Below are 23,067 nucleotides of genomic sequence, written 5' to 3'. Positions count from 1 at the left end.
GTCCCCACGCCGCCGACGCGGGGACACCGGGGCGTGGGGGTGCCACACGGGACGCCAGCCGACGGGTCACTCGACGGCGCGGGCGACCAGGTCCTTGACCCGGGCGGCGACCTCGTCGGTGAACGAGACGACCGCGAAGGAGGTCGGCCAGAACTCGCCGTCGTCGAGCCGCGCGGTGTCCTGGAACCCGATCGTCGCGTACCTGGCCTTGAACTTGCTCGCGGCCTGGAAGAAGCACAGCGCGGTGCCGTCCCTGCCGTAGGCGGGCATGCCGTACCAGGTCTTGGGTTCGAGGTCCGGTGCGGTCTCGGTGACGATCGCGTGGAACCGTTCGGCGAGCACACGATCGGCGTCCTCCATCGCGGCGATCGCGTCGAGCACCCCCTGCAGGTTCAGTTCCCGCTTCGCCGCGGACTTGTCGGCCTTGGCCTGCGCCCGCCGCTCGGCGGCGGCCTCCTTCATCGCCGCGCGCTCCTCGGCGGAGAACCCGCTTCCGTTCTGTGCCATGTCGTCTCCTCGCTCGGTTCGGTCGCTCGATCCGACCCTACGGTCGCCGGGGGCGGCCCGCTTCTCGAATCCTGACCGACCCCGGGACACCCTGATCCGTCATGCTGAGTCCATGACGGACACCGCGATCGGGTGGATCGGCGACCCCGACCCGTCGGCGGCGGAATGGGTGTTCCCGTACCGCTATCCCGACGCCCTTGCTGGCGGCGGGTGGCTGGCGGACCGCTTCGGGCCCCTGCTGCAGATCCTGCATCCGGCCTACCTCGACGGCGGCGCCGAGCCGACCCCGGTGAGCTGGGCCGCCATCGCCGCCGCGTGCGGCACCACCCTGTCGCCCGGCGCCACCTTCATGCAGGTCGCGGCGGTCGACGGCCCGAACGCGGTGGTGGACGGCGTCTTCGACGACCGACCGGAGATGGGGTCGGTTCCGGTCGAGCTCGTCCCCGCCCTCTACGAGCACTTCCCGGACGCCGGGTCGGGGCTGATGTGGGCGGGCTGGGCGGGCTTCCTGGACGAGGAGATCGGGGGCTGCGCGCGGGTGCGGGAACCGGACGGCCTCGAGTACCAGGTGATCGCGGCGACCCGGGTTCCGGGCGGGCGCGTGGTGCGCTCGCGCACCCCGAACTTCTGGTGGCCCCGGGACCGGAGCTGGTGCGCGGCAACGGGGATCGACGACGAGCACACCCTCGTCGCCGCCGCGGACCGGTCCCGGCTCGAGGCGGTGCACGCCGACCCCCGGCTCGAGACGCTCCTGTTCCCCTGAGCCGGGGTCCGACACCGCAGCGCGGGCCGTCACATGTGGGTGCCGCCGTCGATGCGGATCTCGGTGCCGGTGACGAAGCGCCCGTCGTCGGAGGCCAGCATCGCGATCACCCCCGCGACGTCCTCCGGCGGCGCGAAGCCCTCCCCGATCCACGGGTACAGCTTGCCGATCAGGGTCGGATCGACGCCCTGCTCCGGGAAGCCGGGGTTGGACGTCATCCCCGACGCGATCGAGCCGGGCTCGACGGCGACCGCCCGCAGGCCCTGCTTGGCGTATTCGAGCGCGATCGCGTGGGTGAACGAGCGGATGCCGCCCTTGGTCGCGGCGTAGGCGGCCATGTACGGGTGCGCGAAGTGCGCCGAGGTGGAGCTGAAGTTCACCACCACGCCCTGACCGTTGTCGAGCAGCGCGGGCAGCGCCTGCCGCGTCACCAGGAAGGTGCCGGTGAGGTTGACGCCGATCATCGTGTTCCAGAAGTCGAGCGACATCTCGGCGGTGTGCGCGGAGCGCAGGATGCCTGCCGCGTTGATGAGGACCTGCAGGCCGCCGAGCCGCTCGATCGCGCCGCCGACGTTGTCGCGCACCGACGTCTCGTCGGAGATATCGACGACGACGGTGCTCAGCCGGTCCCCGGCGCCCGCGTCCTCGGCGCGCTGCCGGGTGACCTCGAGACCGTCCGCGGACACGTCCGCCGCGGCAACCACGCCACCCTCGGCGAGGATGCGGGCCACCGTCGCCTGCCCGATGCCCGATCCGGCCCCGGTGACGAGCACCCTGCGACCCTCGAAGCGATTCATCAGCTGCACTCCTTCGCGTTCACCCGCATCGCCGTCCGACACGGTCCCTGCACGCTACGCCGAAATGGCACATCGTGCCATCATGGGTGCATGGCGGACCCGACCACACCAGCCCCTCGCCCCCTGACCGAGCGCCGCAAGGCGCAGACCCAGTTCGAGATCGCGCGGCGCGCCGCCGAACTGTTCGCCCGGCGCGGCACGAGCGGCGTCACCGCCGAGGACATCGCCAGCGCGGCCGGGATCGGGCTGCGGACGTTCTACCGGTACTTCCGCACCAAGGAGGAGGCGGTGACCCCGCTGCTGACCATCGGCGTCGCCGGCTGGCTGGCCGATCTCGCCGCGACCCCGGCCGGCACCCCGGCCGCCCGCGCCCTCGAGGACACCGCGCGCCGCGCCCTGACCCGCGCCGACCCCGGCGAGCTGGACTCGCTGCGCCTCGGCCGGGACCTGCTGCGCGCGGTTCCCGGGGACGCGGCCCTCGAATCGGTGTGGTTCCGGGTCGTGCACAACACCGAGGAATCCCTGGTGCGGATCCTCGGCGACCTGATGGGCCCGGACGCCGATCCGCTCGAGGTGCGCCTGACCGCGGTCGCGGGCAACACCGCGATGCGGCTGGCGCTGCAGACCTGGGCGGGCACCGGGGACGGGCCGGGGGATGCCGGGACGCCCGCGGACATCGCCGCCCGCTGCATCCGTACCCTCACCGCGGGCCTCACCGGCTGACCGCGGTGCCCGTGGGACAGTGGACGGCATGCCGCGCCCGCCGCTGCCCGTCGAGGACTACGCCAGCCGCATCAGCGCGTACGTCTACGGGAACATCCTGGTCCTGACCGCCCTGATCCCGTTGAACAACACGACGGTCACGCACGCGGGTCTGGTGGTCATCGGCACCTCGCTGTCCACGTTCGTCGCGCACGCGTTCGCCGAGTCCGTCGGCCGCAGCACCCGGATGGGCCGCTCCCTGACCCCGGTCGAGCGGATCCAGGAGTTGCGGGACTCCGTCCCGGTACTCACGTCCGGGGTGATCCCCGCCGTGGTGGTCGGCATGGGTGGGCTCGGCTGGCTCGAACTGGGCACGGCACTGCTGCTCGCCGAGATCTGGGTCGTCACCCGCATCACCGGCATCACCTACGTGATCACCCGGCTGCGCGGCGAACGCCCCACCCGCAACACCCTGCTCGCCTCGCTCGTGCTCGGCGTCCTCGCCGTCGGGGTCGTCGCGATCAAGCTGATCCTCACGCACTGACGGTCACCGCGCGATCGGCACCGGCTCCAGGATCTCCGCGCGCGCCTCCGGCGCAGCGGCCCGCAACGCGTCCGCGGACTCGTCGTCCGGTTGCCGCTGCGACGCGATCTCCGCCTCCACCCGTGCCCGATAGGTCGCGACCTCCCGATCGATCGCCGCCCGATCCCACCCCAGCACCGGCGCCACCAGCTCCGCCACCTGCTCCGCGCAGTTGACGCCGCGGTGCGGGTACTCGATCGAGATCCGCATGCGGCGGGCGAGGATGTCCTCCAGGTGCAGCGCCCCCTCGCGGCTGGCCGCGTACACCGCCTCGACCTGGAGATAATCCGGGGCGTCGGTGATGGGCTGCAGCAGTTCCGGTGTGCGCGAACCCAGTTCGAGCACCTCATGGATCAGCGAGCCGTACCGGTCGAGGAGGTGCTTGACCCGGTACGGGTGCAGCCCGTAGACCTGCCCCACCTGCACGGTCTGGTTGGCGAGCGCGAAGTAGCCGTCGGCGCCGAGCAGCGGCACCTTCTCGGTGATCGACGGGGCGACCCGCGCCGGAACGTCCTCGGCGGCCAGGTCGACGGCGTCCTCGGCCATCACCCGATAGGTGGTGTACTTGCCGCCGGCGATCGCGACCATCCCCGGCGCCACCCGCGCCACCGCATGCTCCCGCGACAGCTTCGACGTCTCGTCCGACTCGCCGGCGAGCAGGGGGCGCAGGCCCGCGTAGACCCCGTCGATGTCGTCGTGGGTGAGCGGGGTGACCAGCACCTTGTTGACGTGCCCGAGGATGTAGTCGATGTCGGCCTTCGTCGCCGCCGGGTGCGCGAGGTCAAGGTTCCAGTCGGTGTCGGTGGTGCCGATGATCCAGTGCCCGCCCCACGGGATGACGAACAGCACGGACTTCTCGGTGCGCAGGATGATCGCCGCCTCGCTGACGATCCGGTCCCGCGGCACCACGATGTGCACGCCCTTGCTGGCGCGCACCCGGAACCTGCCGCGCTGATTCGACAGGGCCTGGATCTCGTCGGTCCACACCCCGGCCGCGTTGATCACGACGTGACCGCGCACCTCCGCGGTCCTGCCATCCTCCGAATCCCGCACCCGCACACCGGAAACCCGATCGGCCTCGCGCAGGAACCCGACCACCTGAGTTGAGGTGCGCACCACCGCGCCGTAGTGCGCTGCCGTGCGGGCGACCGTCATCGTGTGCCGGGCGTCGTCGACGACGGTGTCGTAGTAGCGGATGCCGCCGACGAGGGAGTTCCGCCTCAGGCCCGGTGCGCGACGCAACGCCCCCGACCGGGTGAAATGCTTCTGCGGGGGAACCGACTTGGCGCCCCCCATCTGGTCGTACAGGAAAATCCCGGCCGCCATGTACGGGCGCTCCCAGATCCGGTGCATCAGCGGGAACAGAAACTCGAGTGGTTTCACCAGGTGCGGCGCCAGCGTCGTCAGCGACAGTTCGCGTTCCCGCAACGCCTCACGGACCAAACCAAATTCGAGCTGTTCAAGATACCGCAGACCGCCGTGGAACATCTTCGACGACCGGGACGACGTGCCGGACGCGTAGTCCCTGGCCTCGACGAGCGCGACCTTCAGCCCGCGGGTCGCCGCGTCGAGCGCCGCGCCCGCCCCGACGACGCCGCCACCGACGACCACCACGTCGAACTGGTCGGCCTGCAGGTCCTCCCAGGCCCGCGCCCGCTGCTCGGGTCCGAGCGATGCGGTCGCGTGCGGACCCCCTCGTCCCGGCAGATCGTGTTCCGGCACCGTGCCCATGCGAGCTCCTTATGTCGGCGGATCAGCGTCCAGGCTAGTAGCTTCGAGGCGTGTATGTCGCCGCCATCGACCAGGGCACCACGTCGAGTCGCTGCATGATCTTCGATCACGGCGGCCGTGTTGTCACCTCCGCGCAGCAGGAACACCGCCAGATCTTCCCGCGGGCCGGCTGGGTCGAGCACGACGCCGCCGAGATCTGGCGCAGCACCAGGGAGGTTGTCGCCGCCGCGCTCGCGAAGAAGGACCTCACCCGCGACGACATCGCCGCGGTCGGCATCACCAACCAGCGCGAGACCACCGTCGTGTGGGACCGCGCCACCGGCGTGCCGGTGCACAACGCGATCGTGTGGCAGGACACCCGGACCGACGAGTTGTGCGAGCGACTCGCCGCCGGGATGGGCCCGGACCGGTACCGGAAGGTCACCGGACTGCCGCTGTCGACGTACTTCTCGGGTCCGAAGCTGCGCTGGATCCTCGACAACGTGGACGGGGTGCGGGCCAGCGCCGAGGCGGGCGAGCTGTGCTTCGGCACGATGGACAGCTGGATCCTGTGGAACCTGACCGGCGGACCGGACGGCGGGGTGCACGCGACCGACGTCACCAACGCGTCCCGGACCATGTTGATGGACCTGACGACACTCGACTGGGACGAACAGATCTGCGCCGACCTGCGGATCCCGATGTCGATGCTGCCGCAGATCCGCAGTTCCTCGGCGTCGTACGGCACCTGCCGGGAGCGCGGCACCCTGGCAGGCGTCCCGATCGCCGGCATCCTCGGCGACCAGCAGGCCGCCACCTTCGGGCAGGCGTGCCTGAGCCCGGGCGAGGCGAAGAACACCTACGGCACCGGAAACTTCCTGCTGCTCAACACCGGAACGACGCCGGTGCACAGCGGACACGGACTGCTGACGACACTGTGCTACCGGATCGGCGACGCCCCGCCGGTGTACGCGCTGGAGGGTTCGGTGGCGGTCACCGGGTCGCTGGTGCAGTGGCTGCGGGACAACCTCGGCATCATCGGCTCGGCGACCGAGGTGGAGGCGCTGGCGGCCACGGTCCCGGACAACGGCGGCGCCTACATCGTGCCCGCCTTCTCCGGGCTATTCGCGCCACGCTGGCGTGCCGACGCGCGCGGCGCCATCGTCGGCCTAACCCGATTCGTGAACAAGGGGCACCTGGCTCGGGCCGCATTGGAGGCCACCGCCTTTCAGACCCGCGAGGTGATCGAGGCCGCGGAAGCCGACTCCGGCGTCGCCCTCACGTCACTGAAGGTCGACGGCGGCATGGTGCTCAACGAGACGCTGATGCAGTTCCAGGCGGACATCCTCGACGTCCCGGTGATCCGGCCGATCGTCAACGAGACCACCGCGCTCGGCGCCGCCTACGCCGCCGGTCTTGCCGTCGGGTTCTGGAGTTCGGAGGCGGACATCCGGGCAAACTGGGAGATCGGCCGCACCTGGACCCCGACCATGCCCGCCGAGCAGCGGGACCGGTTGTACGCGGGGTGGAACAAGGCCGTCGAGCGCACCTACGACTGGGTCGACTGACCCAGGGTCCGCTCCCTGATGTCACATCGGGTATCGCCAAGTGTCCGAATGTGACGTCAGGGAACCGGGCAGAGGCCGCTCAGCAGGCATGGGCAGCCGCGAGCCGGGCGACTGCCTCCTCCAGTCGGTCGGCGGTGTTCGTCGTGAAGCACAGGCGCGCACTATCCCCGGCCCCGACGGCGAAGGCGGAGCCCGGGACGAAGGCGACTCCGCGATCGAGTGCCGCCGTGAGCAGGGCGTCGGTGTCGGTGCCGTCGTGGAATTCGAGCCAGCCGAACATTCCGCCGCCGATCGGGGACAGTGTCGCGGCGCCGCCGAACTCGCGCCGGACCGCAGCACCCAGCGTGTCGGCGCGCCGACCGTAATCGGCCCGCAGGCAGGCGAGGTGGTCGTCGAGCCACGGCCCGTCAGCGAGCAGTTCTGCGACCACCTGCTGGGTCAGTCGGGAATCGCACAGGTCCGCGCCCTGCTTGACGAGTTCGACTGCGGCACGGATCTCGCGCGGGGCGACCATCCACCCCACGCGAAGGGCAGGCGCGAGGATCTTCGACACGCTGAACAGCCGAATCACCCGATCCGACAGCGCGGCAACGGGTTCCGGTGGCCGACCGGTGTAGTACAGCTCTCCGTACGGGTCGTCCTCGACGACGTGGAACCCGAATCGCTCGGAAAGTGCCACGAGCTCCTGTCGACGCGGCGCGGACAGCGTCACCCCACGCGGGTTGTGGAAGGTACTGACGGTGTGCACGAACACCGGCCGCTCCCCCGATTCGAGCAGGTCGGCCAGTAGATCGACGCGCATGCCGTCCTCGTCCAGGGGAACGGTCACGATCCGCGCCTGGGCCGCCCGCAGCACCTGCAGGGCGCCGGGGTACGCAGGTTCCTCGACGACGACGGTTGCGCCGGGATCGATGAGCACCTGAGCGAGCAGGCTCAGCCCCTGCTGGGAGCCGTGGGTGACGGCGACGTCGGCCACGTCCACCCGGCAGGGACGGTGCGCCGACTCACGGTGTGCGATCACCTCGCGCAGCGCGAGCAGTCCCGCGGTCTCGGTGTACTGCAGCGCGTCGGCCGTCGCGAGCGCTCGCATGGTGGCATCTCGAATTCTCTGGAGTGGAACGAGATTCGGGTCGGGAAGGCCGCCTGCGAGGCCGATGACCTCGGGGCGGGCGGTCACCGCGAGGAGGTCACGAATGGCGGACGAACGGAGTGCGGCCATGCTGCGCGCGAGGACTGGGGACACGGGATCCTCCGGGGAATCGGCAAGCGGGGACAAGGCGTGAAGAGACCTGTCGCCGGCGGATCCACGGGCGGGAGGCACGGAAGGCGGCCGGGGGTGCCGGCCGCCTTCCACTATTGCATCACCGCGTTCGACATGTGAACCATTGATCCCACATGTCGGACAGATCAGTCCAGATCGTCGTGCCGCATCAGCTGCCGCGCGGCCTCGGTGATCGACCCGGACAGCGACGGATACACCGAGAACGTCTGCGCGAGATCGTTCACCGACAGGTTGTTCTGCACGGCGATCGCGATCGGCAGGATCAGCTCGGAGGCGGTCGGCGCGACCACCACACCACCGATCACCACGCCGGTCGCGGGGCGGCAGAAGATCTTCACGAAACCTCGTCGCAGGCTGGACATCTTGGCCCGCGGGTTGGTGTTCAGCGGCAGCATCACCGTGCGCGCGGGCACCTCACCGTTGTCGATCGAGGCCTGGCTGACACCGACGTTGGCGATCTCGGGCCTGGTGAACACCGCCGACGCGACCGTCTTGAGCTTGATCGGGCTCACGCCCTCACCGAGCGCGTGGTACATCGCGATCCGGCCCTGCATCGCCGCCACCGACGCCAGCGGCAGCAGGCCGGTGCAGTCACCGGCCGCGTAGATGCCGGAGACTCGGGTGCGGGAGACCCGATCCACCCGCAGGTAGCCGCCTCGGTCGAGTTCGATGCCGACCTTCTCCAGGCCGAGACCGGAGGTGTTCGGGGTGGAGCCCACCGTCATCAGGGCGTGGCTGCCGGTGACCGCGCGACCGTCGGACAGTCGCACGACGATGCCGTCCCCGGTGCGCTCGACGGCGTCCGCCCGCGCGTGCTTGACCAGGGTGACACCGCGTTCGGACAGCGCCTCCTCGAGGACCATCGCGGCGTCCGCGTCCTCGTGCGGCAGCACCCGGTCCCGGCTCGAGACCATCGTCACCCGCACACCCATCTCGGTGTAGGCCGAGACGAACTCGGCGCCGGTGACACCGGAGCCGACGACGACGAGATGCTCCGGCAGGGCCTCGAGGTCGTAGAGCTGACGCCAGTTCAGGATCCGGTCACCGTCCGGCTCGGCGCCGGCCAGCACCCGCGGCGACGCACCGGTCGCGATCAGCACGACGTCCGCCTCGAGCACGCGCTCGTCGCCGTCGGCGAGGGTCGCCTGGACGTGGTGTGTGGCCATGCCGATCACCGGGTCGATCAGTTCGGCGGTGCCCGCGAGCAGTTCCACGCCCGCGGTCCGCAGCTTGTCCCGAATGTCCGCGGACTGCGCCTGCGCAAGGCTCTTCACCCTGGCATGGATCTGTGGAAGCGCGATCGTCGCCTGCGACGGGTCGAGGGCGATCCCCAGGTCGGTGGCGCGACGCATGTCGGTCCGGACGCCGGTGGACGCGATGAACGTCTTCGACGGAACGCAGTCCCACAGCACGCACGCGCCGCCGACGCCGTCCGAATCGACCAGGGCGACCGTCGCCCCGTGCTGCGCCGCGACCAGGGCCGCCTCGTAGCCGGCGGGCCCGCCGCCAATGATCACGATCCGGGTCATGCGTCCTCCATGTTTCGGCAGCGTGTGCACAGTTCTCGGTGCATCCACGCTATTCCACCGGACCGTGCACGCGCACGCCGACGAGCCGCCGATGCGCCGAACGGGGCCGATTGTGCTGTGTACGGTTCGAGGTCGGTTCGCGCACGGTCTACGCTTTCCGCGTGCCGATTTACGCCGCGTACGGATCCAACATGCACCCGGAGCAGATGCTCCAGCGCTGCCCGCATTCGCCGATGGCGGGTACCGGCTGGCTGAACGGCTGGCGGCTGACGTTCAGCGGCGGCGACATCGGCTGGGAGGGTGCGCTCGCGACGGTGGTTGAGGACCCCGACTCGCGGGTGTTCGTCGTGCTCTACGACGTGCCGGACGAGGACGAGGCAAGCCTGGACCGCTGGGAGGGATCCGAGTTCGGCATGCACCGCAAGATCCGGCTCCGCGTCGACACGGATACCGGCGAGTCGGCGCTCGCCTGGCTGTACGTGCTCGACGCCTACGAGGGCGGCCTGCCGTCCGCCCGCTACCTCGGCGTGATGGCCGACGCGGCGGAGATCGCGGGCGCCCCCGCCGAGTACGTCCGCGAACTGCGGACCCGCAACAGCCGCAACGTCGGCCCGGGCACCCCCGGCTACGGGGGCTAGGGCGTGTCTCCTAATCCCTCTCGGATGCACCTGGCCGGACAATTGTCGTCCGGCAAGGCGGAGGAGAAGCCGATACCGCTGTTGTATCGGCGCCGACGACAACGCCGCTGGGCGGCGATTGGACGCCAGGGGCGCCGAAATGGGGGATTGGGAGACATGCCCTAGGGCAGCGTCGGCTCGCCAGCGACCGCGAGGTTCGCGAGCACCCGCACCCCCACCCCGAGGGCCCGCTCGTCGAGGTCGAAGGTCGGCTGATGGATGTCGAGTTGCGGGCCGACCCCGGACCACACCCCGAGCCGCGCCATCGCGCCGGGAACCTCCTCGAGGTACCACGAGAAGTCCTCGCCCCCACCGGATTGCGGAGTGTCCGACAGCGCGTCGGGACCCAACTGGGAGATGGCGTGCTCAAGCATCCGGGTGGAGACCTCGTCGTTGACGACGGGCGGCACCCCCCGCCGGTAGTTCAGCTCGTACCGGACGCCGGTCGGGGCGAGCAGGCCGTCCACGATCTCCCGGACTAGCGGTTCGAGCAGCAACCAGGTGTCGTGGTTGCCGGTGCGCACCGTGCCGACCAGGCGTCCGGACTGCGGGATCGCGTTCGGCGCCTGCCCGGCGTTGACGGCGCCCCACACCATGACCGTTCCGGTCCGCGGGTCGACGCGCCGGCTCAGCATGCCGGGCAGTCCGGTGATGACGGTGCCGAGGGCGTACACCAGATCGGTGGTCAGGTGCGGGCGGGAGGTGTGCCCGCCCGGCGAGTCGAGCAGCAGCTCAACGGTGTCCGCCGCGGAGGTGATCGCGCCGAGACGCACCCCGACCCGGCCCGCGGCAAGGCGCGGGTCGCAGTGCAGCGCAAAGATTCTCGACACATCCTTCATCGCGCCGCTGGCGACGACGTCGAGCGCGCCGCCCGGCATCACCTCCTCGGCGGGCTGGAACACCAGCCGGACACCGTACGGAAGCGGCTCCGGGGACTGCGTCAACGCCAGCCCGGCACCGAGCAGGATGGTGGTGTGCGCATCGTGTCCGCACGCGTGGGAGATGCCGGGAACGGTGGACGAATAGGCGGCACCGGTGTCCTCCTGCAGGGGCAGCGCATCCATGTCGGCGCGCAGCGCCACCCGCGGGCCGTCCGGGCCGATATCGCAGGTGAGACCGGTGCCGCCGGGCAGGATTCGCGGTTCGAGGCCGGCCGCGGTCAGCTTGCGGGCCACGAACTCGGTGGTGGCGAACTCCTGCCTGGCCAGCTCGGGGTTGGCGTGGATGTGCCTGCGCCAGGCCGACAGGTCGGTCGTGTGCGCGTCGACCCAGCGGTCGATCCAGCTGCTCACGACGCCGCTCCCGCCGCGCGCCGCTGCACCGCGGCGAGCAGTCGGTCCCGCTGCGCCCGGTCACCGGCGGCCGCGAGCGCGGTCCCGGCCAGCGCCCGGGCACCGTCGAGCACCGCCCGATCCGCGGAGGCGGTCACACACGCGGCGGCGAACTCCGGCTGATGCGTCACCGCACCGTTCGACTCGATCCCGATCACCGGGTGGATCCCCGGAATCACCTGCGTCACGTTTCCCATGTCGGTGCTGCCCAACGGGCGCGTTCCTTCCCGGTCGGGGGGCAGCGGACTGCGGCCCATCGTCTCGATCAGTTCCCGGTACGCCCCGACCAGCCAGGGGTCCGGGCGAAGTTCCGCGTAATTCGGTGACACCGTGCGAATGTCGTGTGTGCAGCCCGCCGCGAGCGCGCCCGCCTGGAAACACGCGAAGGCCCGCTCGGTGAGTTCGGCGAGCGACCGCGAGGTGTCCGCACGCAGGTAGTACAGCATCTCGGTGCGGGCGGGCACGATGTTCGGTGCCGCTCCCCCGTCGCTGACGATCCCGTGCAGCTGCTGGTCGGGCGCCAGGTGCTGGCGCAGCAACCCGAGACCGACCTGCGCGACGGTGGCGGCGTCGGCGGCGTTGCGGCCGTGCTGCGGCGCGGCGGACGCGTGCGCCTCCCGACCGCTGAACGTGACGGCGACGTCCGCCATCGCCAGCGACCGGGCACCGGCGATGTCCTCCGGACCCGGGTGCACCATCAACGCCATCGCCAGGTCGTCGAGGACGCCGCGTTCGAGCATCAGGACCTTGCCGCCGCCGGTCTCCTCCGCGGGGGTGCCGATCACCCGGATCGTGATCCCGAGCCGGTCCGCGAGCGGGGCGAGCGCGATGCCAGCCCCGACCGCGGCCGCGGCGATGATGTTGTGCCCGCAGGCGTGCCCGATCTCGGGCAGGGCGTCGTACTCGGCGAACACCCCGACGACCAGGTCCCCGCTGCCGAACTCGGCGCACAGTGCGGTCGGCAGGTCCGCGTAGGGCGTGGTGACGTCGAACCCGTGGTGGGACAACACGTCCGCGACCTTCGCGGCACTGCGATGCTCGGCGAACGCCAGCTCCGGCTCCGCGTGCAGGGAATGGGACAACGCGAGCAGGTCCGCCTGCGCGGCGGTGAGCGCGTCGTCCACGTCCGGGGTCACGGCTCCAGTGTCTCACTCACGCTGCCCCGCAGCCGCACTGGTGCGGCCCCGGACGCAGCCGCACTGGTGCGGCACCCCGGGCCCTGCGGACTCCTATCCGAAGGCGAGGTTGGACGGGTCGGTCCTGGTGGCCAGCGCGGCCAGGATCGGGGCGTGAATGTCGGCCTTGATCCGGCCGAGGTTCGGTCCGCGCAGCGCGGTGCCCGCCGCGGCGCGGGCGACGGCGGCCGCGAGCACCCCGTCCCCATCGACGATCTCGTTGACGATGCCCGCGGCGAGCGCGTCGGGCCCGCCGTAGCGGCGGCTGGTGGTCATCGCCTCGACGGCCGTCTGCCGCGGCAGGTGCTGCGTCATCAGCGCGTTCATCCCGACCGTGAACGGCATGTTCAGCTTGGCCTCCGGCAGGCACCAGAACCCGCGGTCGGCGCGCATCACCCGCTGGTCGCAGGACGCGGCGAGCATCGCACCCGCCCCGAACGCGTGCCCGCCGACCGCGGCGACGGTGACCATCGGGAGGGTCAGCAGCCGGGTGAAGACGGTGTGGACCCGGTCGAGGTAGCCGTGGATCTCGCCGAGGTTGGCGAACAGCCAGTCGGTGTCGAGGCCGTTGGTGAAGAACTTGCCGGTCGCGGTCACCACCAGCGCGGCCGGGCCGTCGACGGCGAGGACCTCGTCGATGGTCGTGTGGAACGCGTCGATCCAGTCCGGGTGGAAGCGGTTCTCGGTGTCGGTCTGCCCCCGGTCACCGAGGTGCAGGATGTGGACGTCGCCGTCGCGCTCGAGATAGGGCATGCCCGAATACTACCTGCCGGTAACTTCCGTTGTCGCCGAGTAGCGTGTGCCGTCATGGGAAGCCTCGAAGAGCAGGCCGCACGGGTCCTCGGTGAGCGGACCGGCGTCGCGAAGCACGAAGTCGCGATCGTCCTCGGTTCCGGGTGGCGGGCCGCCGCCGACGCGTTCGGAACCCCGAGCGCGGCGGTGCCGATGTCCGATCTCCCCGGCTTCGCCGCCCCGTCGGCGGCCGGGCACGCGGGCACGGTGCTCTCCGTCCCGGTCGGCGGGGCCCGGGTGCTGATACTCCTCGGCCGTACCCACGCCTACGAGGGCCACGACCTCTCCCGGGTGGTGCACCCGGTCCGGACCGCGATCGCCGCGGGCACCGCGACGGTGGTCCTGACCAACGCGGCGGGCGGCATCCGCGCGGGCATGCGGGTCGGCCAGCCCGTCCTGATCGGCGACCATCTGAACCTGACCGCACGATCCCCGCTGGTCGGAGCGCAATTCGTCGACCTCGTCGACGCCTACTCGCCGCGGCTGCGGTCCCTGGCCAGGTCCATCGAGCCGACCCTCGAGGAGGGCGTGTACGCCGGGTTGCCCGGCCCGCACTACGAGACGCCCGCCGAGATCCGGATGCTCCGCACCCTCGGCGCCGACCTGGTCGGCATGTCCACCGTGCACGAGACGATCGCCGCCCGAGCGGCTGGCGCGGAGGTGCTCGGCATCTCCCTGGTCACCAATCTCGCGGCGGGTATCACCGGCGCGCCGCTCGACCACGCCGAGGTCCTCGCCGCTGGCGCCGCGTCCGCCGGTCGCATCGGTGAACTGCTGCGCGAGCTGGTGACGGCGCTGTGACCGGTGACCTGCCCGAGCGGGTCGCCGCCTGGATCACGGGCGATCCCGACGCCGCCGACCGCGCCGAGCTCGCCAGCCTCCCCGCAGACGAACTGGCGCAACGCTTCTCCGCCCCGCTGACCTTCGGCACCGCGGGCCTGCGGGGTCCGGTCCGGGCCGGGCCGAACGGCATGAACGTCGCCGTCGTCACCCGCACCACCGCCGGGATCGCCGCCTGGTTGCAGGCGAGATGCCTCGGCGGATCCACCGTCGTGGTCGGTCGCGACGCCCGCCACGGCAGCGCGGCCTTCGCGACCGTGGCAGCGGAAGTGCTTGCCGCGGCGGGATTCCCGGTGGTGATGCTGCCGGGCCCGACGCCAACCCCGCTGGTCGCCTACGCGGTCCGGGCCCTCGGTGCGCAGCTCGGCGTGCAGATCACCGCCTCGCACAACCCGGCGGGCGACAACGGCTACAAGGTGTACCTCGACGGCGGTGCCCAGCTGGTCGCGCCCGCGGACCGGGAGATCGAGGCCGCGATCGCCGGGATCGGGCGGGCGGTCGACGTCCCGCGCACCCCCGTGCGGCCGACGGAGCACCCCCTGGTCCGGGACTACCTGGCCCGGGTATCGACCCTGCCCGCCGGTCCCGCGCGGGAGCTGCGGATCGCATTGACGCCGCTGCACGGTGTCGGCGGGCCGTTGGCCGTCGAGGCCCTTCGGGCGGCTGGGTTCACCGAGATACACACCGTCGCAAGCCAGTTCGCTCCCGATCCGAGCTTCCCGACCGTCGCCTTCCCGAATCCCGAGGAGCCCGGCGCGACCGACGCCCTGCTGGACCTCGCGTCGCGGGTGGAGGCGGATCTGGCGATCGCCCTCGACCCGGACGCGGACCGGTGCGCCGTGGGGATCCCGACGGCGACCGGCTGGCGGATGCTCACCGGCGACGAGACCGGGGCCCTACTCGGTGCGCACCTGCTCGCGCGGCAACCCGACGGCGCCGATCCCCTGGTGGCGACGACGATCGTGTCCTCGCAGCTGCTTGAGCGCATCGCGTCCGCCCGCGGCGCCCGGTTCGCGCAGACCCTGACCGGCTTCAAGTGGCTGGTCCGCGCGGGCAGCGGCCTGGTGTACGCCTACGAGGAGGCGGTCGGGCACTGCGTCGACCCGGACGCGGTGCGGGACAAGGACGGCATCTCCGCCGCGGTCGTCGCCGCGGGGCTGGCCGCGACCCTGAAGGCGGCGGGCCGGACCCTGCAGGACGCGCTGGACGACCTCGCCGTCGAGTTCGGCGTGCATGCCACCAGCCAGGTGTCTCGCCGGGTCGCGCGGGTCGAGGAGGTGGCCGCGATCATGGCGCGGTTCCGCACCGATCTCCCCACCGAGGTCGCGGGCGCGCCGGTGGTCGCGGAGGACCTGCTGCACCGCCGCGGCCAGGCGGCCACCGACGCCGTGATCCTGACCGGCGAGCGCCTCCGGGTGGTGGTGCGGCCGTCCGGGACCGAACCGAAGCTCAAGTGCTATCTCGAGGTCGTCGAGCCGGTCGACGGGCCCGCCGACCTGCCCCGCGCCCGCGCGGCCGCCGCCAGGTCGCTCCGCGACTGTGCGCGATTTTTCCCCCGATCGGGGTAAAAATCGCGCACGGGCGCGGGGCGCGGCTCAGATGTTGCGGGGGCCGAACTGGCGGTCGCCCGCGTCGCCGAGGCCGGGAACGATGTAGGCGTCCGCGTTCAGGCCGTCGTCGATGCTCGCGGTGACGAGGCGGACGGGCAGGCCCGAGTTCTCCAGTGCAGCAACACCCTGCGGCGCGGCAACCACGCAGACCGCGGTGATGTCGGTGGCACCGCGGTCGGCGAGCAGTTCCAGGGTGTGCACCATCGACCCGCCGGTCGCGAGCATCGGGTCGAGCACGTAGACGGGGATGCCGGAGAGGTCGGCGGGCAGCGATTCCAGGTACGCGATCGGGCTGTGGGTCTGCTCGTCGCGCGCCACGCCGACGAACCCGACCTGGGACTGTGGGATGGTCAGACTGGCCTGCTCGACCATGCCGAGCCCGGCGCGCAGGACCGGCACGAGCAGCGGCGGGTGGGCGAGGCGGACGCCGCGGGCCGGGGCGACCGGGGTGGCGATGTCGAACTCCTCGACGGCGGCGCCGCGGATGGCCTCGTAGATCAGCATCTGGGTCAGCTCGCGCAGCGCAGCGCGGAACGCCAGGTTGCTGCTGCGTTCGTCGCGCATCGTGGTCAGACGTGCCGCGGCCAGTGGATGGTCGACCACCTGCGTGTCCATGCGCTTCAGGATAGGCAGTCGGCCCCGGGCCGTCGCGCCATCGGCGGCATCGCCTCCGCCGGGAACCGGATCGGGAACCGATGCGTCCAATGTCGTGACGGGTCGGGTGCGGCGGCCCCGGGTGGGACGGGACCGGGGTGGCCGCGACGAGAAACGGGGGGATCGGGCCATGACCGAGTTCGCAGCGGCAACCGACGGCATCCGCGCGTTCGGCGCGACGGCAACGACGATGGCGGCCGGGGTTCGCCAGGCGGCGGTGGGGGCGGCCGCGGTCGGCCCCGGGGTGTTGACACCGGTGTTCGGTCTGATCGGCGGTGACTTCCTTGCCGCGTTCGCCGCCGCGCACGCCGCACACACCGCCGCCCTCGGCTCCCTGGCCGACACCCTGGACAGCATGGGTGCCGCCGCGGCGTCGTCGGCGGCCGCCTACGACGAGGCCGACGCGGGGGCCGCGGGCGGCCTCGCCGCCACCGGCACCGGGCTGGGGGTGTGACGGTGATCGGACTCGACCTGCTGACCCGGCCGTTGACGGACCTGCTGGACACGTTCGGCACCGGCGTGGTGCCGCCCAACGGCCCGCCGGAGGCGTTGACGATCGCGTCCGCCGCCCTCGACTCCGCCTACGCCATCGGCAAACTCGGCCTCGCCGAGCTCGGCGGGGCCTGGTCGGGCAGCGCCGCCGATGCGGCGGCCTCGAAGGGCGGGCAGGCGCAGATCCAGCAGGTGCAGCTCTCCGAGCGGGGCACGGAGATCGCGACGGTGCTGACCGCGGCGTCCGGGGACGTGGGCGCCGGCCTCGCCGAGTTGCAGGGCATCGCGGCGTCGTTCGTGTCGACCGCCGTCGCGGCTGGCCCGGCGGTGACGACCCCGGCGGGGCAGCTCATGATCGTCGCGGCCGCGATCGACCACCTCTCCCGGGGGTTGGCGGTGGTGGCCCGGGTCCGCTCCGAGCTCGCTGTGCACACGGCCGCGATGACGCGGTTGACGGCTCCGGATCCGGGGGTCGCCCCGGCCAATGCGGGGACCGCGGAGGCCGTGGTGCGGCCCGCCTCGTCCGGCCCGGCGGTGCCGCTGGCCGGGCTGCAGCAGCGCGGCGACGCGTTCGGCGGGTTCGCACGCGGGTTCGCCGATGCCGCGGCCGCGGGATCGCCGTCGAACCCCGGATATTCGGACTTCGCGGGCGCGTTGGGGGCCGGCCGCGGCGGCGCGCAGCCGCAGGCGGCCGGCGTGCGGGGCGGCAGCAGTTCCGACCCGCTGGGCAGCAGCGGCGTCGAGGTGTTCCTGCCCGACGGCAGCACCGCGATGGCACCGAACCGCGAGGCGGCGGACGCGGTCCGCAACGCGCTGAGCCAGCAGGGGGTGCCGTACTCGTGGGGCGGCACCACACCGGGTCAGGGGCTGGACTGTTCGGGCCTGACGCAGTGGGCGTACGGCGAGGCCGGGGTGGACATTCCGCGGCTCGCGCAGGAGCAGTCCGTCGGCTCCGCGGTGGACCCGTCCGATCTGCGGCCCGGTGACCTGGCCGTCTGGGACGGCCACGTCGCGATGGTGATCGGGAATGGTCAGATGGTCGAGGCGGGCGACCCGGTCCAGGTCAGCTCCGTCCGCACCGACAACATCGGGATGAGCTTCCACGGCTTCTACCGGCCGACCGCGTGAGCACCCCGTTCGGGCCGGGCGTCCCGGTCGACGGCGTGCTCGGCGCCCCCGCTGCCCCGCCCACCGACGACCGCACGCCGGGCGGCGAGCAGGCCGCACCGGCACCGGCACCCGACGACGTCGCGGTCGCGTCCGCGTCGAACCGGCGCGGCACCGTCACGGTCACGGCGACCGACCGCGGGCAGCCGCTCGACCTGCGCATCGACCAGCGGGAATTGCGCTACGGCGGAGGCGAACTGGCAGCCGCGATCCTCGAGATGTGCCGGTCGGCGGCGGCGGAGGCGAAGGCCCGCCGCCGCGACGACCTCGCGGCGGCCGGGGTCCCGCCGGACATCCTCGACCGGCTCGGGCTGCCGACCCGGGACGCAATGGCGTCCGTGCAGGACCGCGACGCGGCCGACGGGCCCGTGCCGCCGACCTGGCTGCGACCGCTGTGAGCGGCGCGAGCGGGCGCCCGATGGGCGCGGTGGTCACCCGGGCGGGGACGCGGCTCGCGGACCTCGAGGAGGCGCTGCACCAGCTGACGACGGCGCGGGCCCGGGTCACGCATCCGTCCGGCCTGGTGAGCGTGGAGGCGGACGAGCACGGCGGCATGTGCGGGCTGTGGCTGCCGGCGGCGTTGGGCGGCGTGGACGCCGGTGACCTGGGGCGGGCGGTGGTGGAGACCGCGGCCCGGGCGGCGGAACTGGTCGCAGCCCAACGCGAACAGGTCCTGGCATCGCTTGCACGCCGGTTCACCGATTAGGCTTCGCGCCATGGCTGGAGACATCGTCCCGATCCAACTCGGTCTGACCGACGGCGACCTCGTCACCCTGTGGGCTCCCCGCTGGCGGGAGGGGGACGACGAATGGGAGGCGTTCCTCGGCCACGGGGAGGATCTGTACGGGTTCGGCTCGGCCGCCGAATTGGCCGCCTTCGTCCGGGGACGCGCCGAACACGACCTGGCCGAGCACCCGTCCTGGCCGATCGTCGCCGCGCTGTCCGCGGCGGAGTTTGAGCCCGACGACTCGCATGTCTTCGACCTGATCGGCGTCCCCGAACTCGTTGCCGGCGACCCGGACGCCGACACCCTCGGGGAGCTTGAGGACACGTTCGAGATGGCCCGCTCGATCGGCGAGGTCTGCGACCTCGACGTCGTCACCCGCTACTTCGGCGCGCACCCGGTGCTCGGCTCGGTCGCGGCGGGCCCGGCCGCGTTCGTGGGCCGGGACGGCGAGGAGCGCTGGGATCAGATCGGCGCGGCGATCGCCGCGGGCTGGGACGACGTGATCGACGCGATCGACGCGGTCACCACCTCCCCCACGGTCGATGCCGCCGCGGTCGAGGAGGCGGAGGCCGAGATCGTCGCCGCCGAGGAGAACGTCGTCGACGCCGACGATGCCGCCGACGAGGGCGAGGACGACGACGATCTCGAGTACACGATCCTCGACATCGACGACCACCAGGACGACCCGACCGCCGACGCCGCCGACGAGGAGACGTTCTGGACGTCGGTCGGGATCGACCCGATCAAGATCATCACCGCCGCGGCGACCTACTTCACGCTGCGCTGCTACCTCGACGACGAGCCGGTCTTCCTCGGCCGGTCCGGCCGGATCCTGGTGTTCACCTCCGAGCGGGCGCTGGCGCGGTACCTCGCCGACAACCACGAGCACGACCTCGCCCACGTCAGCACCTACACCGAGGTGTCGACCGCCGCCGTCGACGGGTCGCTGGTGATCGAGGTGACCGAGGAGAACGTGTACGTCCTGTCGGGGATCGCCGAGGATCTCGCGGCGGGCCCCCGCGCGGTGGACGCCGACCAGCTCGACCTCGCGGTGGAGCTGTTCACCGACGCGGCGGCGTTCGCCGACGACGACTCCACCGAGCGGGCGCTGGCGCCGTCGACCCCGCTCGGGTGGTACGTCTCGTACACCCTCAACCCGGATCCCACCCGGCTGGCACCGAGCGCACCGTTCACCGCGGAGGCGCAGGCGTGGCGGCAACTCGAGCAGGAGTTCGAGGCCCGGCTGCGGGTCGAGTGACGCGGACCCCTGCTCGGGTCACTCCCCGCGGAGCCGGGCGTAGGCGGGCTTGATCACCTCGTCGATCACCGCCAGCCGCTCCGGGAACGGGATGAACGCGGACTTCATCGCGTTGATCGTGAACCGTTCGAGGTCGCCCCACCCGTAGCCGAAGGTGTCGGCGAGCACGACCATTTCCCGGCTCATGCTGGTCGCGCTCATCAACCGGTTGTCGGTGTTGACGGTGACCCGGAACCGCAGCCGCGCGAGCAGGTCGAACGGGTGCTGGTCGAGGCTGGCGACGGCGCCGGTCTGCACGTTCGAACTCGGGCACAGTTCCAGCGGAATCCGCTTGTCCCGCACATAGTTGGCGAGCCGACCGAGCCGGACGTCGCCGTCGCCGCCGACGGTGATGTCGTCGGTGATCCGCACGCCGTGCCCCAACCGGTCCGCGCCGCAGAACGCGATCGCCTCGTGGATGGACGGCAACCCGAAGGCCTCCCCCGCGTGAATCGTGAAGTGCGCGTTGTTCGCCCGCATGTGTTCGAAGGCGTCGAGGTGCCTGCTCGGCGGATGCCCTGCCTCCGCGCCCGCGATGTCGAACCCGACGACGCCGCGGTCGCGGAACCGGACGGCGAGGTCCGCGATCTCCCTGGAGCGGGCGGCGTGCCGCATCGCGGTGAGCAGGCACCCGACGCGGATCCGGTGCCCGCCGTCGGCGGCCTGCGCCATCCCGTCCTCGAAGCCGAGCAGGGTGTGGTGGACAACCTCGTCGAGCGTCAGGCCCCGCTCGAGGTGCTGTTCGGGCGCGAACCGGACCTCCGCGTACACGACGCCGTCGGCGGCGAGGTCGGCGACGCATTCGCGGGCCACCCGCTGCAGCCCCTCCGGGGTCTGCATCACGGCGACGGTGTGGGCGAACGTCTCGAGGTACCGCTCCAGCGATCCGCTGCTCGCCGCCGAGGCGAACCAGGCCGCGAGCGTGTCGGCGTCGTCGGCGGGCAACCGGTCGTACCCGCAGTGCTGCGCGAGTTCGAGGACGGTCGCCGGCCGAAGTCCGCCGTCGAGATGGTCGTGCAGCAGTGCTTTCGGCGCGGTCCGGACCGCGGCGAGGTCGAGCGGTGCCGGTCCGGGCAGCGGGGGTGGCGTACTCATGGACCGACGCTAGCGCCCCGACCCCGACGTGCGGGGCCGACGTGCCGGTCCGATGCGGTCGATCACGAGGGGCTCGTCGGGTGGCGGATCGCCGATCTCCCAAGCCCCGTCGAGCGCCGCGCGGGCGGCCGCGATCCGATCGGGGGTGTCGGTGTGCAGGGTGAGCAGCGGCGCTCCCGCGGTGACCACGTCACCGGGCCTGGCGTGCCACTGCACGCCTGCGCCCGCCTGCACGGCCTGCCCCTGCCGTTCCCGTCCGGCGCCGAGACGCCAGGCCGCGGTCCCGACCGCCAGCGCATCGAGTCGGGTGAGCACCCCGGAACTGTCGGCGTACAACACTTCTCGTTCCGCCGCGACGGGCAGCGGTGCGGCGGGATCGCCGCCCTGCGCCGCCACCATGGCACGCCACCGGTCCATCGCGCGGCCGCTGCGCAGCACGTCCGCCGGGTCGACGGCGTCCAGGCCGACCGCGGCGAGCATCTCCCTGGCCAGGGTGACCGTCAGGTCAACCACGTCCGCGGGGCCGCCGCCCGCGAGCACCGCGATCGCCTCCTCGACCTCAAGCGCGTTGCCCGCGGTGTACCCGAGCGGGGTGTCCATCGACGTCAGCAGGGCGACGGTGTGCACCCCGGCGTCCTCGCCGAGTTCGACCATCGCCGTTGCCAATTCCCGCGCCTGCGCGACCGTCTTCATGAATGCCCCCGACCCGACCTTCACATCGAGAACCAGCGCCTGTGAGCCCTCCGCGATCTTCTTGCTCATGATCGAACTTGCGATCAGGGGAACGGATTCGACGGTGCCGGTGACGTCGCGCAGCGCGTACAGCCTGCGGTCCGCCGGGGCGAGATCCGCGCCCGCAGCGCAGACCACCGCCCCCACCTGCGGATCCGCCAGCGCCCGGAGCATCTCGGCGGCGCCCAGATCGGCGCGCCAGCCGGGGATCGATTCGAGCTTGTCGAGGGTGCCGCCGGTGTGGCCGAGTCCGCGCCCGGACAGCTGCGGGACCGCGGCACCGCACGCGGCGACCAGCGGCGCGAGCGGCAGGGTGAGCTTGTCCCCCACCCCGCCGGTGGAGTGCTTGTCGACGGTCGGCCGCGGCAGCGACGACAGGTCCATCCGCCTGCCGGACCCGATCATCGCGCGGGTCCACGTCGCCGTCTCCCGCCGGTCCAGCCCACGGAGGACGACGGCCATTGCCAGCGCCGCCATCTGCTCGTCGGCGACGTCGCCGCGGGTGAAGGCGTCGACGACCCACACGATCTGGTCGTCGGTGAGCGGGTGCCCGTCCCGTTTGGTGGTGATGACCGAGACCGCGTCGATCATCCCGGACCGCGCGGTCATCGCGGACCGCCGTCGGCGCCGTGCACCCGCGCGAGATCGGCAGGCCCGAAAGCCGCAGGCAGCAACGATGACAACGACACCGGCCCGGCCTCGCCGTCCACCAACAGGCCGGGGCCGCCGTGCTCGTGCAGCAGTTGCCTGCACCGCCCGCACGGCGTCAGGACCTGGGAGTTTGCGTCCCGGCAGGTGAACGCGACCAGCCGCCCACCACCGGTCGCGTGCAAGTTACCGACGAGTCCGCATTCGGCGCAGAGGCTCAGTCCGTATGAGACATTTTCCACATTGCATCCGACGACGATCCGGCCGTCGTCGACCAGAGCTGCCGCACCCACCGGGTAGTGCGAGTACGGCGCATACGCCCCAACCCGGACCCCATCTGCGTTGTCCCGCAACATTTTCCAATCAATCTCGGCCACGGCTCCCCATCC

The 23,067-nt window shown here is 72.0% G+C and carries 24 protein-coding genes; 12 read left to right on the top strand and 12 right to left on the bottom strand.

The window, feature by feature from the left end; translation table 11 throughout:
- Window positions 1–66: 66 nt before the first annotated feature.
- Window positions 67–507: an iron chaperone gene (locus ACWF62_RS17320; RefSeq protein ID WP_378570033.1), complete on the bottom strand. Its 441-nt coding sequence runs from the start codon at window positions 505–507 to the stop codon at window positions 67–69.
- 112 nt (window positions 508–619) lie between these two features.
- On the opposite strand from ACWF62_RS17320, the gene ACWF62_RS17315 reads away from it, so the two are divergent.
- The gene (locus tag ACWF62_RS17315; RefSeq protein WP_452630729.1) at window positions 620–1,270 is read left to right on the top strand and encodes a hypothetical protein; all 651 of its coding nucleotides are present in this window, start codon (window positions 620–622) and stop codon (window positions 1,268–1,270) included.
- Between the two features lie 29 nt (window positions 1,271–1,299).
- Here the strand turns inward: ACWF62_RS17315 and ACWF62_RS17310 are convergent, their stop codons facing one another.
- A complete protein-coding gene (locus ACWF62_RS17310) occupies window positions 1,300–2,067 on the bottom strand; it encodes an SDR family NAD(P)-dependent oxidoreductase (protein WP_378506878.1) in 768 nt (255 codons plus the stop codon).
- A 90-nt stretch (window positions 2,068–2,157) separates the two neighbouring features.
- Here ACWF62_RS17310 and ACWF62_RS17305 point away from each other — a divergent pair, with 90 nt between their 5' ends.
- Together ACWF62_RS17305 and ACWF62_RS17300 are read left to right on the top strand one after the other, a co-directional pair.
- Window positions 2,158–2,790 (top strand): TetR/AcrR family transcriptional regulator, encoded by a 633-nt coding sequence (locus tag ACWF62_RS17305; protein ID WP_452630728.1) that lies wholly within the window; start codon window positions 2,158–2,160, stop codon window positions 2,788–2,790.
- A gap of 28 nt (window positions 2,791–2,818) precedes the next feature.
- A complete protein-coding gene (locus tag ACWF62_RS17300; RefSeq protein ID WP_378506876.1) occupies window positions 2,819–3,313 on the top strand; it encodes a hypothetical protein in 495 nt (164 codons plus the stop codon).
- Between the two features lie 3 nt (window positions 3,314–3,316).
- On the opposite strand, the gene ACWF62_RS17295 is transcribed toward ACWF62_RS17300, so the two are convergent.
- Window positions 3,317–5,083 (bottom strand): glycerol-3-phosphate dehydrogenase/oxidase, encoded by a 1,767-nt coding sequence (locus ACWF62_RS17295; protein WP_378570031.1) that lies wholly within the window; start codon window positions 5,081–5,083, stop codon window positions 3,317–3,319.
- 95 nt (window positions 5,084–5,178) lie between these two features.
- Between ACWF62_RS17295 and glpK the strand changes: the two genes are divergently transcribed.
- Window positions 5,179–6,630, top strand: coding sequence for a glycerol kinase GlpK (gene glpK, locus ACWF62_RS17290; protein ID WP_452630738.1), 1,452 nt, complete (start codon window positions 5,179–5,181; stop codon window positions 6,628–6,630).
- Window positions 6,631–6,709: 79 nt separating this feature from the next.
- Here glpK and ACWF62_RS17285 read toward each other — a convergent pair whose 3' ends face one another.
- Both ACWF62_RS17285 and ACWF62_RS17280 read right to left on the bottom strand, forming a co-directional pair.
- Window positions 6,710–7,849 (bottom strand): aminotransferase-like domain-containing protein, encoded by a 1,140-nt coding sequence (locus tag ACWF62_RS17285; RefSeq protein ID WP_378507039.1) that lies wholly within the window; start codon window positions 7,847–7,849, stop codon window positions 6,710–6,712.
- A gap of 188 nt (window positions 7,850–8,037) precedes the next feature.
- Window positions 8,038–9,441, bottom strand: a complete 1,404-nt coding sequence (locus tag ACWF62_RS17280) for an NAD(P)H-quinone dehydrogenase (RefSeq protein ID WP_378506874.1) — start codon at window positions 9,439–9,441, stop codon at window positions 8,038–8,040.
- Between the two features lie 161 nt (window positions 9,442–9,602).
- Between ACWF62_RS17280 and ACWF62_RS17275 the strand changes: the two genes are divergently transcribed.
- Window positions 9,603–10,079 carry a gamma-glutamylcyclotransferase gene (locus ACWF62_RS17275; protein WP_378506873.1) on the top strand — a complete coding sequence of 159 codons (477 nt, stop codon included), beginning with the start codon at window positions 9,603–9,605 and terminating at the stop codon, window positions 10,077–10,079.
- A gap of 161 nt (window positions 10,080–10,240) precedes the next feature.
- Here the strand turns inward: ACWF62_RS17275 and ACWF62_RS17270 are convergent, their stop codons facing one another.
- From ACWF62_RS17270 to ACWF62_RS17260, 3 genes are all read right to left on the bottom strand, one after another.
- Entirely contained in the window at window positions 10,241–11,410 is a 1,170-nt protein-coding gene (locus tag ACWF62_RS17270; RefSeq protein WP_378506872.1) for a M20 family metallopeptidase, read from the bottom strand.
- Entirely contained in the window at window positions 11,407–12,585 is a 1,179-nt protein-coding gene (locus ACWF62_RS17265) for a M20 family metallopeptidase (protein ID WP_452630727.1), read from the bottom strand. Before ACWF62_RS17265 ends, ACWF62_RS17270 begins: the two co-directional genes overlap by 4 nt.
- Before the next feature lie 93 nt (window positions 12,586–12,678).
- On the bottom strand, window positions 12,679–13,377 hold the full coding sequence (locus ACWF62_RS17260; RefSeq protein ID WP_378506870.1) for an enoyl-CoA hydratase/isomerase family protein: 699 nt from the start codon (window positions 13,375–13,377) through the stop codon (window positions 12,679–12,681).
- 54 nt (window positions 13,378–13,431) lie between these two features.
- Here ACWF62_RS17260 and ACWF62_RS17255 point away from each other — a divergent pair, with 54 nt between their 5' ends.
- On the top strand, window positions 13,432–14,217 hold the full coding sequence (locus tag ACWF62_RS17255) for a purine-nucleoside phosphorylase (RefSeq protein ID WP_452630726.1): 786 nt from the start codon (window positions 13,432–13,434) through the stop codon (window positions 14,215–14,217).
- On the top strand, window positions 14,214–15,824 hold the full coding sequence (locus tag ACWF62_RS17250) for a phospho-sugar mutase (RefSeq protein ID WP_452630724.1): 1,611 nt from the start codon (window positions 14,214–14,216) through the stop codon (window positions 15,822–15,824). The genes ACWF62_RS17255 and ACWF62_RS17250 overlap by 4 nt, the downstream gene beginning before the upstream one ends.
- A gap of 27 nt (window positions 15,825–15,851) precedes the next feature.
- Here ACWF62_RS17250 and upp read toward each other — a convergent pair whose 3' ends face one another.
- Window positions 15,852–16,481 (bottom strand): uracil phosphoribosyltransferase, encoded by a 630-nt coding sequence (gene upp, locus ACWF62_RS17245; protein ID WP_452630723.1) that lies wholly within the window; start codon window positions 16,479–16,481, stop codon window positions 15,852–15,854.
- 169 nt (window positions 16,482–16,650) lie between these two features.
- Here upp and ACWF62_RS17240 point away from each other — a divergent pair, with 169 nt between their 5' ends.
- The 5 genes from ACWF62_RS17240 to ACWF62_RS17220 are packed head-to-tail and all read left to right on the top strand — an operon-like array spanning window position 16,651 to window position 20,164.
- Window positions 16,651–16,974 (top strand): type VII secretion target, encoded by a 324-nt coding sequence (locus tag ACWF62_RS17240; RefSeq protein WP_452630722.1) that lies wholly within the window; start codon window positions 16,651–16,653, stop codon window positions 16,972–16,974.
- 2 nt (window positions 16,975–16,976) lie between these two features.
- Entirely contained in the window at window positions 16,977–18,140 is a 1,164-nt protein-coding gene (locus tag ACWF62_RS17235) for a C40 family peptidase (RefSeq protein WP_452630721.1), read from the top strand.
- Window positions 18,137–18,577 carry a hypothetical protein gene (locus ACWF62_RS17230; RefSeq protein WP_452630720.1) on the top strand — a complete coding sequence of 147 codons (441 nt, stop codon included), beginning with the start codon at window positions 18,137–18,139 and terminating at the stop codon, window positions 18,575–18,577. Before ACWF62_RS17235 ends, ACWF62_RS17230 begins: the two co-directional genes overlap by 4 nt.
- Window positions 18,574–18,885, top strand: a complete 312-nt coding sequence (locus ACWF62_RS17225; RefSeq protein WP_452630719.1) for a hypothetical protein — start codon at window positions 18,574–18,576, stop codon at window positions 18,883–18,885. Before ACWF62_RS17230 ends, ACWF62_RS17225 begins: the two co-directional genes overlap by 4 nt.
- Before the next feature lie 10 nt (window positions 18,886–18,895).
- Window positions 18,896–20,164 carry a primosomal protein gene (locus ACWF62_RS17220; protein ID WP_452630718.1) on the top strand — a complete coding sequence of 423 codons (1,269 nt, stop codon included), beginning with the start codon at window positions 18,896–18,898 and terminating at the stop codon, window positions 20,162–20,164.
- 18 nt (window positions 20,165–20,182) lie between these two features.
- On the opposite strand, the gene ACWF62_RS17215 is transcribed toward ACWF62_RS17220, so the two are convergent.
- Genes ACWF62_RS17215 through ACWF62_RS17205 form a run of 3 tightly spaced genes read right to left on the bottom strand, consistent with a single transcriptional unit; the run spans window position 20,183 to window position 23,055 of the window.
- Window positions 20,183–21,298, bottom strand: coding sequence for an adenosine deaminase (locus tag ACWF62_RS17215; RefSeq protein ID WP_452630717.1), 1,116 nt, complete (start codon window positions 21,296–21,298; stop codon window positions 20,183–20,185).
- 9 nt (window positions 21,299–21,307) lie between these two features.
- Window positions 21,308–22,621, bottom strand: a complete 1,314-nt coding sequence (locus tag ACWF62_RS17210; RefSeq protein ID WP_452630737.1) for a thymidine phosphorylase — start codon at window positions 22,619–22,621, stop codon at window positions 21,308–21,310.
- Between the two features lie 14 nt (window positions 22,622–22,635).
- Window positions 22,636–23,055 carry a cytidine deaminase gene (locus ACWF62_RS17205; protein ID WP_452630716.1) on the bottom strand — a complete coding sequence of 140 codons (420 nt, stop codon included), beginning with the start codon at window positions 23,053–23,055 and terminating at the stop codon, window positions 22,636–22,638.
- Window positions 23,056–23,067 lie beyond the last annotated feature (12 nt).

This window comes from Rhodococcus sp. NPDC054953, from assembly GCF_053609225.1.
The sequence above is the reverse complement of the archived record's forward strand: the minus strand, read 5'-3'. Positions and strand labels throughout refer to the sequence as shown.

Coding starts and splice junctions, on each gene's coding strand:
- ACWF62_RS17295 (WP_378570031.1), bottom strand. CDS start 5,083: ATGGGCACGGTGCCGGAACACGATCTGCCGGGACGAGGGGGTCCGCAC.
- ACWF62_RS17220 (WP_452630718.1), top strand. CDS start 18,896: ATGGCTGGAGACATCGTCCCGATCCAACTCGGTCTGACCGACGGCGAC.
- upp (WP_452630723.1), bottom strand. CDS start 16,481: ATGGACACGCAGGTGGTCGACCATCCACTGGCCGCGGCACGTCTGACC.
- ACWF62_RS17215 (WP_452630717.1), bottom strand. CDS start 21,298: ATGAGTACGCCACCCCCGCTGCCCGGACCGGCACCGCTCGACCTCGCC.
- ACWF62_RS17320 (WP_378570033.1), bottom strand. CDS start 507: ATGGCACAGAACGGAAGCGGGTTCTCCGCCGAGGAGCGCGCGGCGATG.
- glpK (WP_452630738.1), top strand. CDS start 5,179: ATGATCTTCGATCACGGCGGCCGTGTTGTCACCTCCGCGCAGCAGGAA.
- ACWF62_RS17310 (WP_378506878.1), bottom strand. CDS start 2,067: ATGAATCGCTTCGAGGGTCGCAGGGTGCTCGTCACCGGGGCCGGATCG.
- ACWF62_RS17240 (WP_452630722.1), top strand. CDS start 16,651: ATGACCGAGTTCGCAGCGGCAACCGACGGCATCCGCGCGTTCGGCGCG.
- ACWF62_RS17300 (WP_378506876.1), top strand. CDS start 2,819: ATGCCGCGCCCGCCGCTGCCCGTCGAGGACTACGCCAGCCGCATCAGC.
- ACWF62_RS17280 (WP_378506874.1), bottom strand. CDS start 9,441: ATGACCCGGATCGTGATCATTGGCGGCGGGCCCGCCGGCTACGAGGCG.
- ACWF62_RS17255 (WP_452630726.1), top strand. CDS start 13,432: ATGGGAAGCCTCGAAGAGCAGGCCGCACGGGTCCTCGGTGAGCGGACC.
- ACWF62_RS17305 (WP_452630728.1), top strand. CDS start 2,158: ATGGCGGACCCGACCACACCAGCCCCTCGCCCCCTGACCGAGCGCCGC.
- ACWF62_RS17285 (WP_378507039.1), bottom strand. CDS start 7,849: ATGGCCGCACTCCGTTCGTCCGCCATTCGTGACCTCCTCGCGGTGACC.
- ACWF62_RS17260 (WP_378506870.1), bottom strand. CDS start 13,377: ATGCCCTATCTCGAGCGCGACGGCGACGTCCACATCCTGCACCTCGGT.
- ACWF62_RS17210 (WP_452630737.1), bottom strand. CDS start 22,621: ATGATCGACGCGGTCTCGGTCATCACCACCAAACGGGACGGGCACCCG.
- ACWF62_RS17315 (WP_452630729.1), top strand. CDS start 620: ATGACGGACACCGCGATCGGGTGGATCGGCGACCCCGACCCGTCGGCG.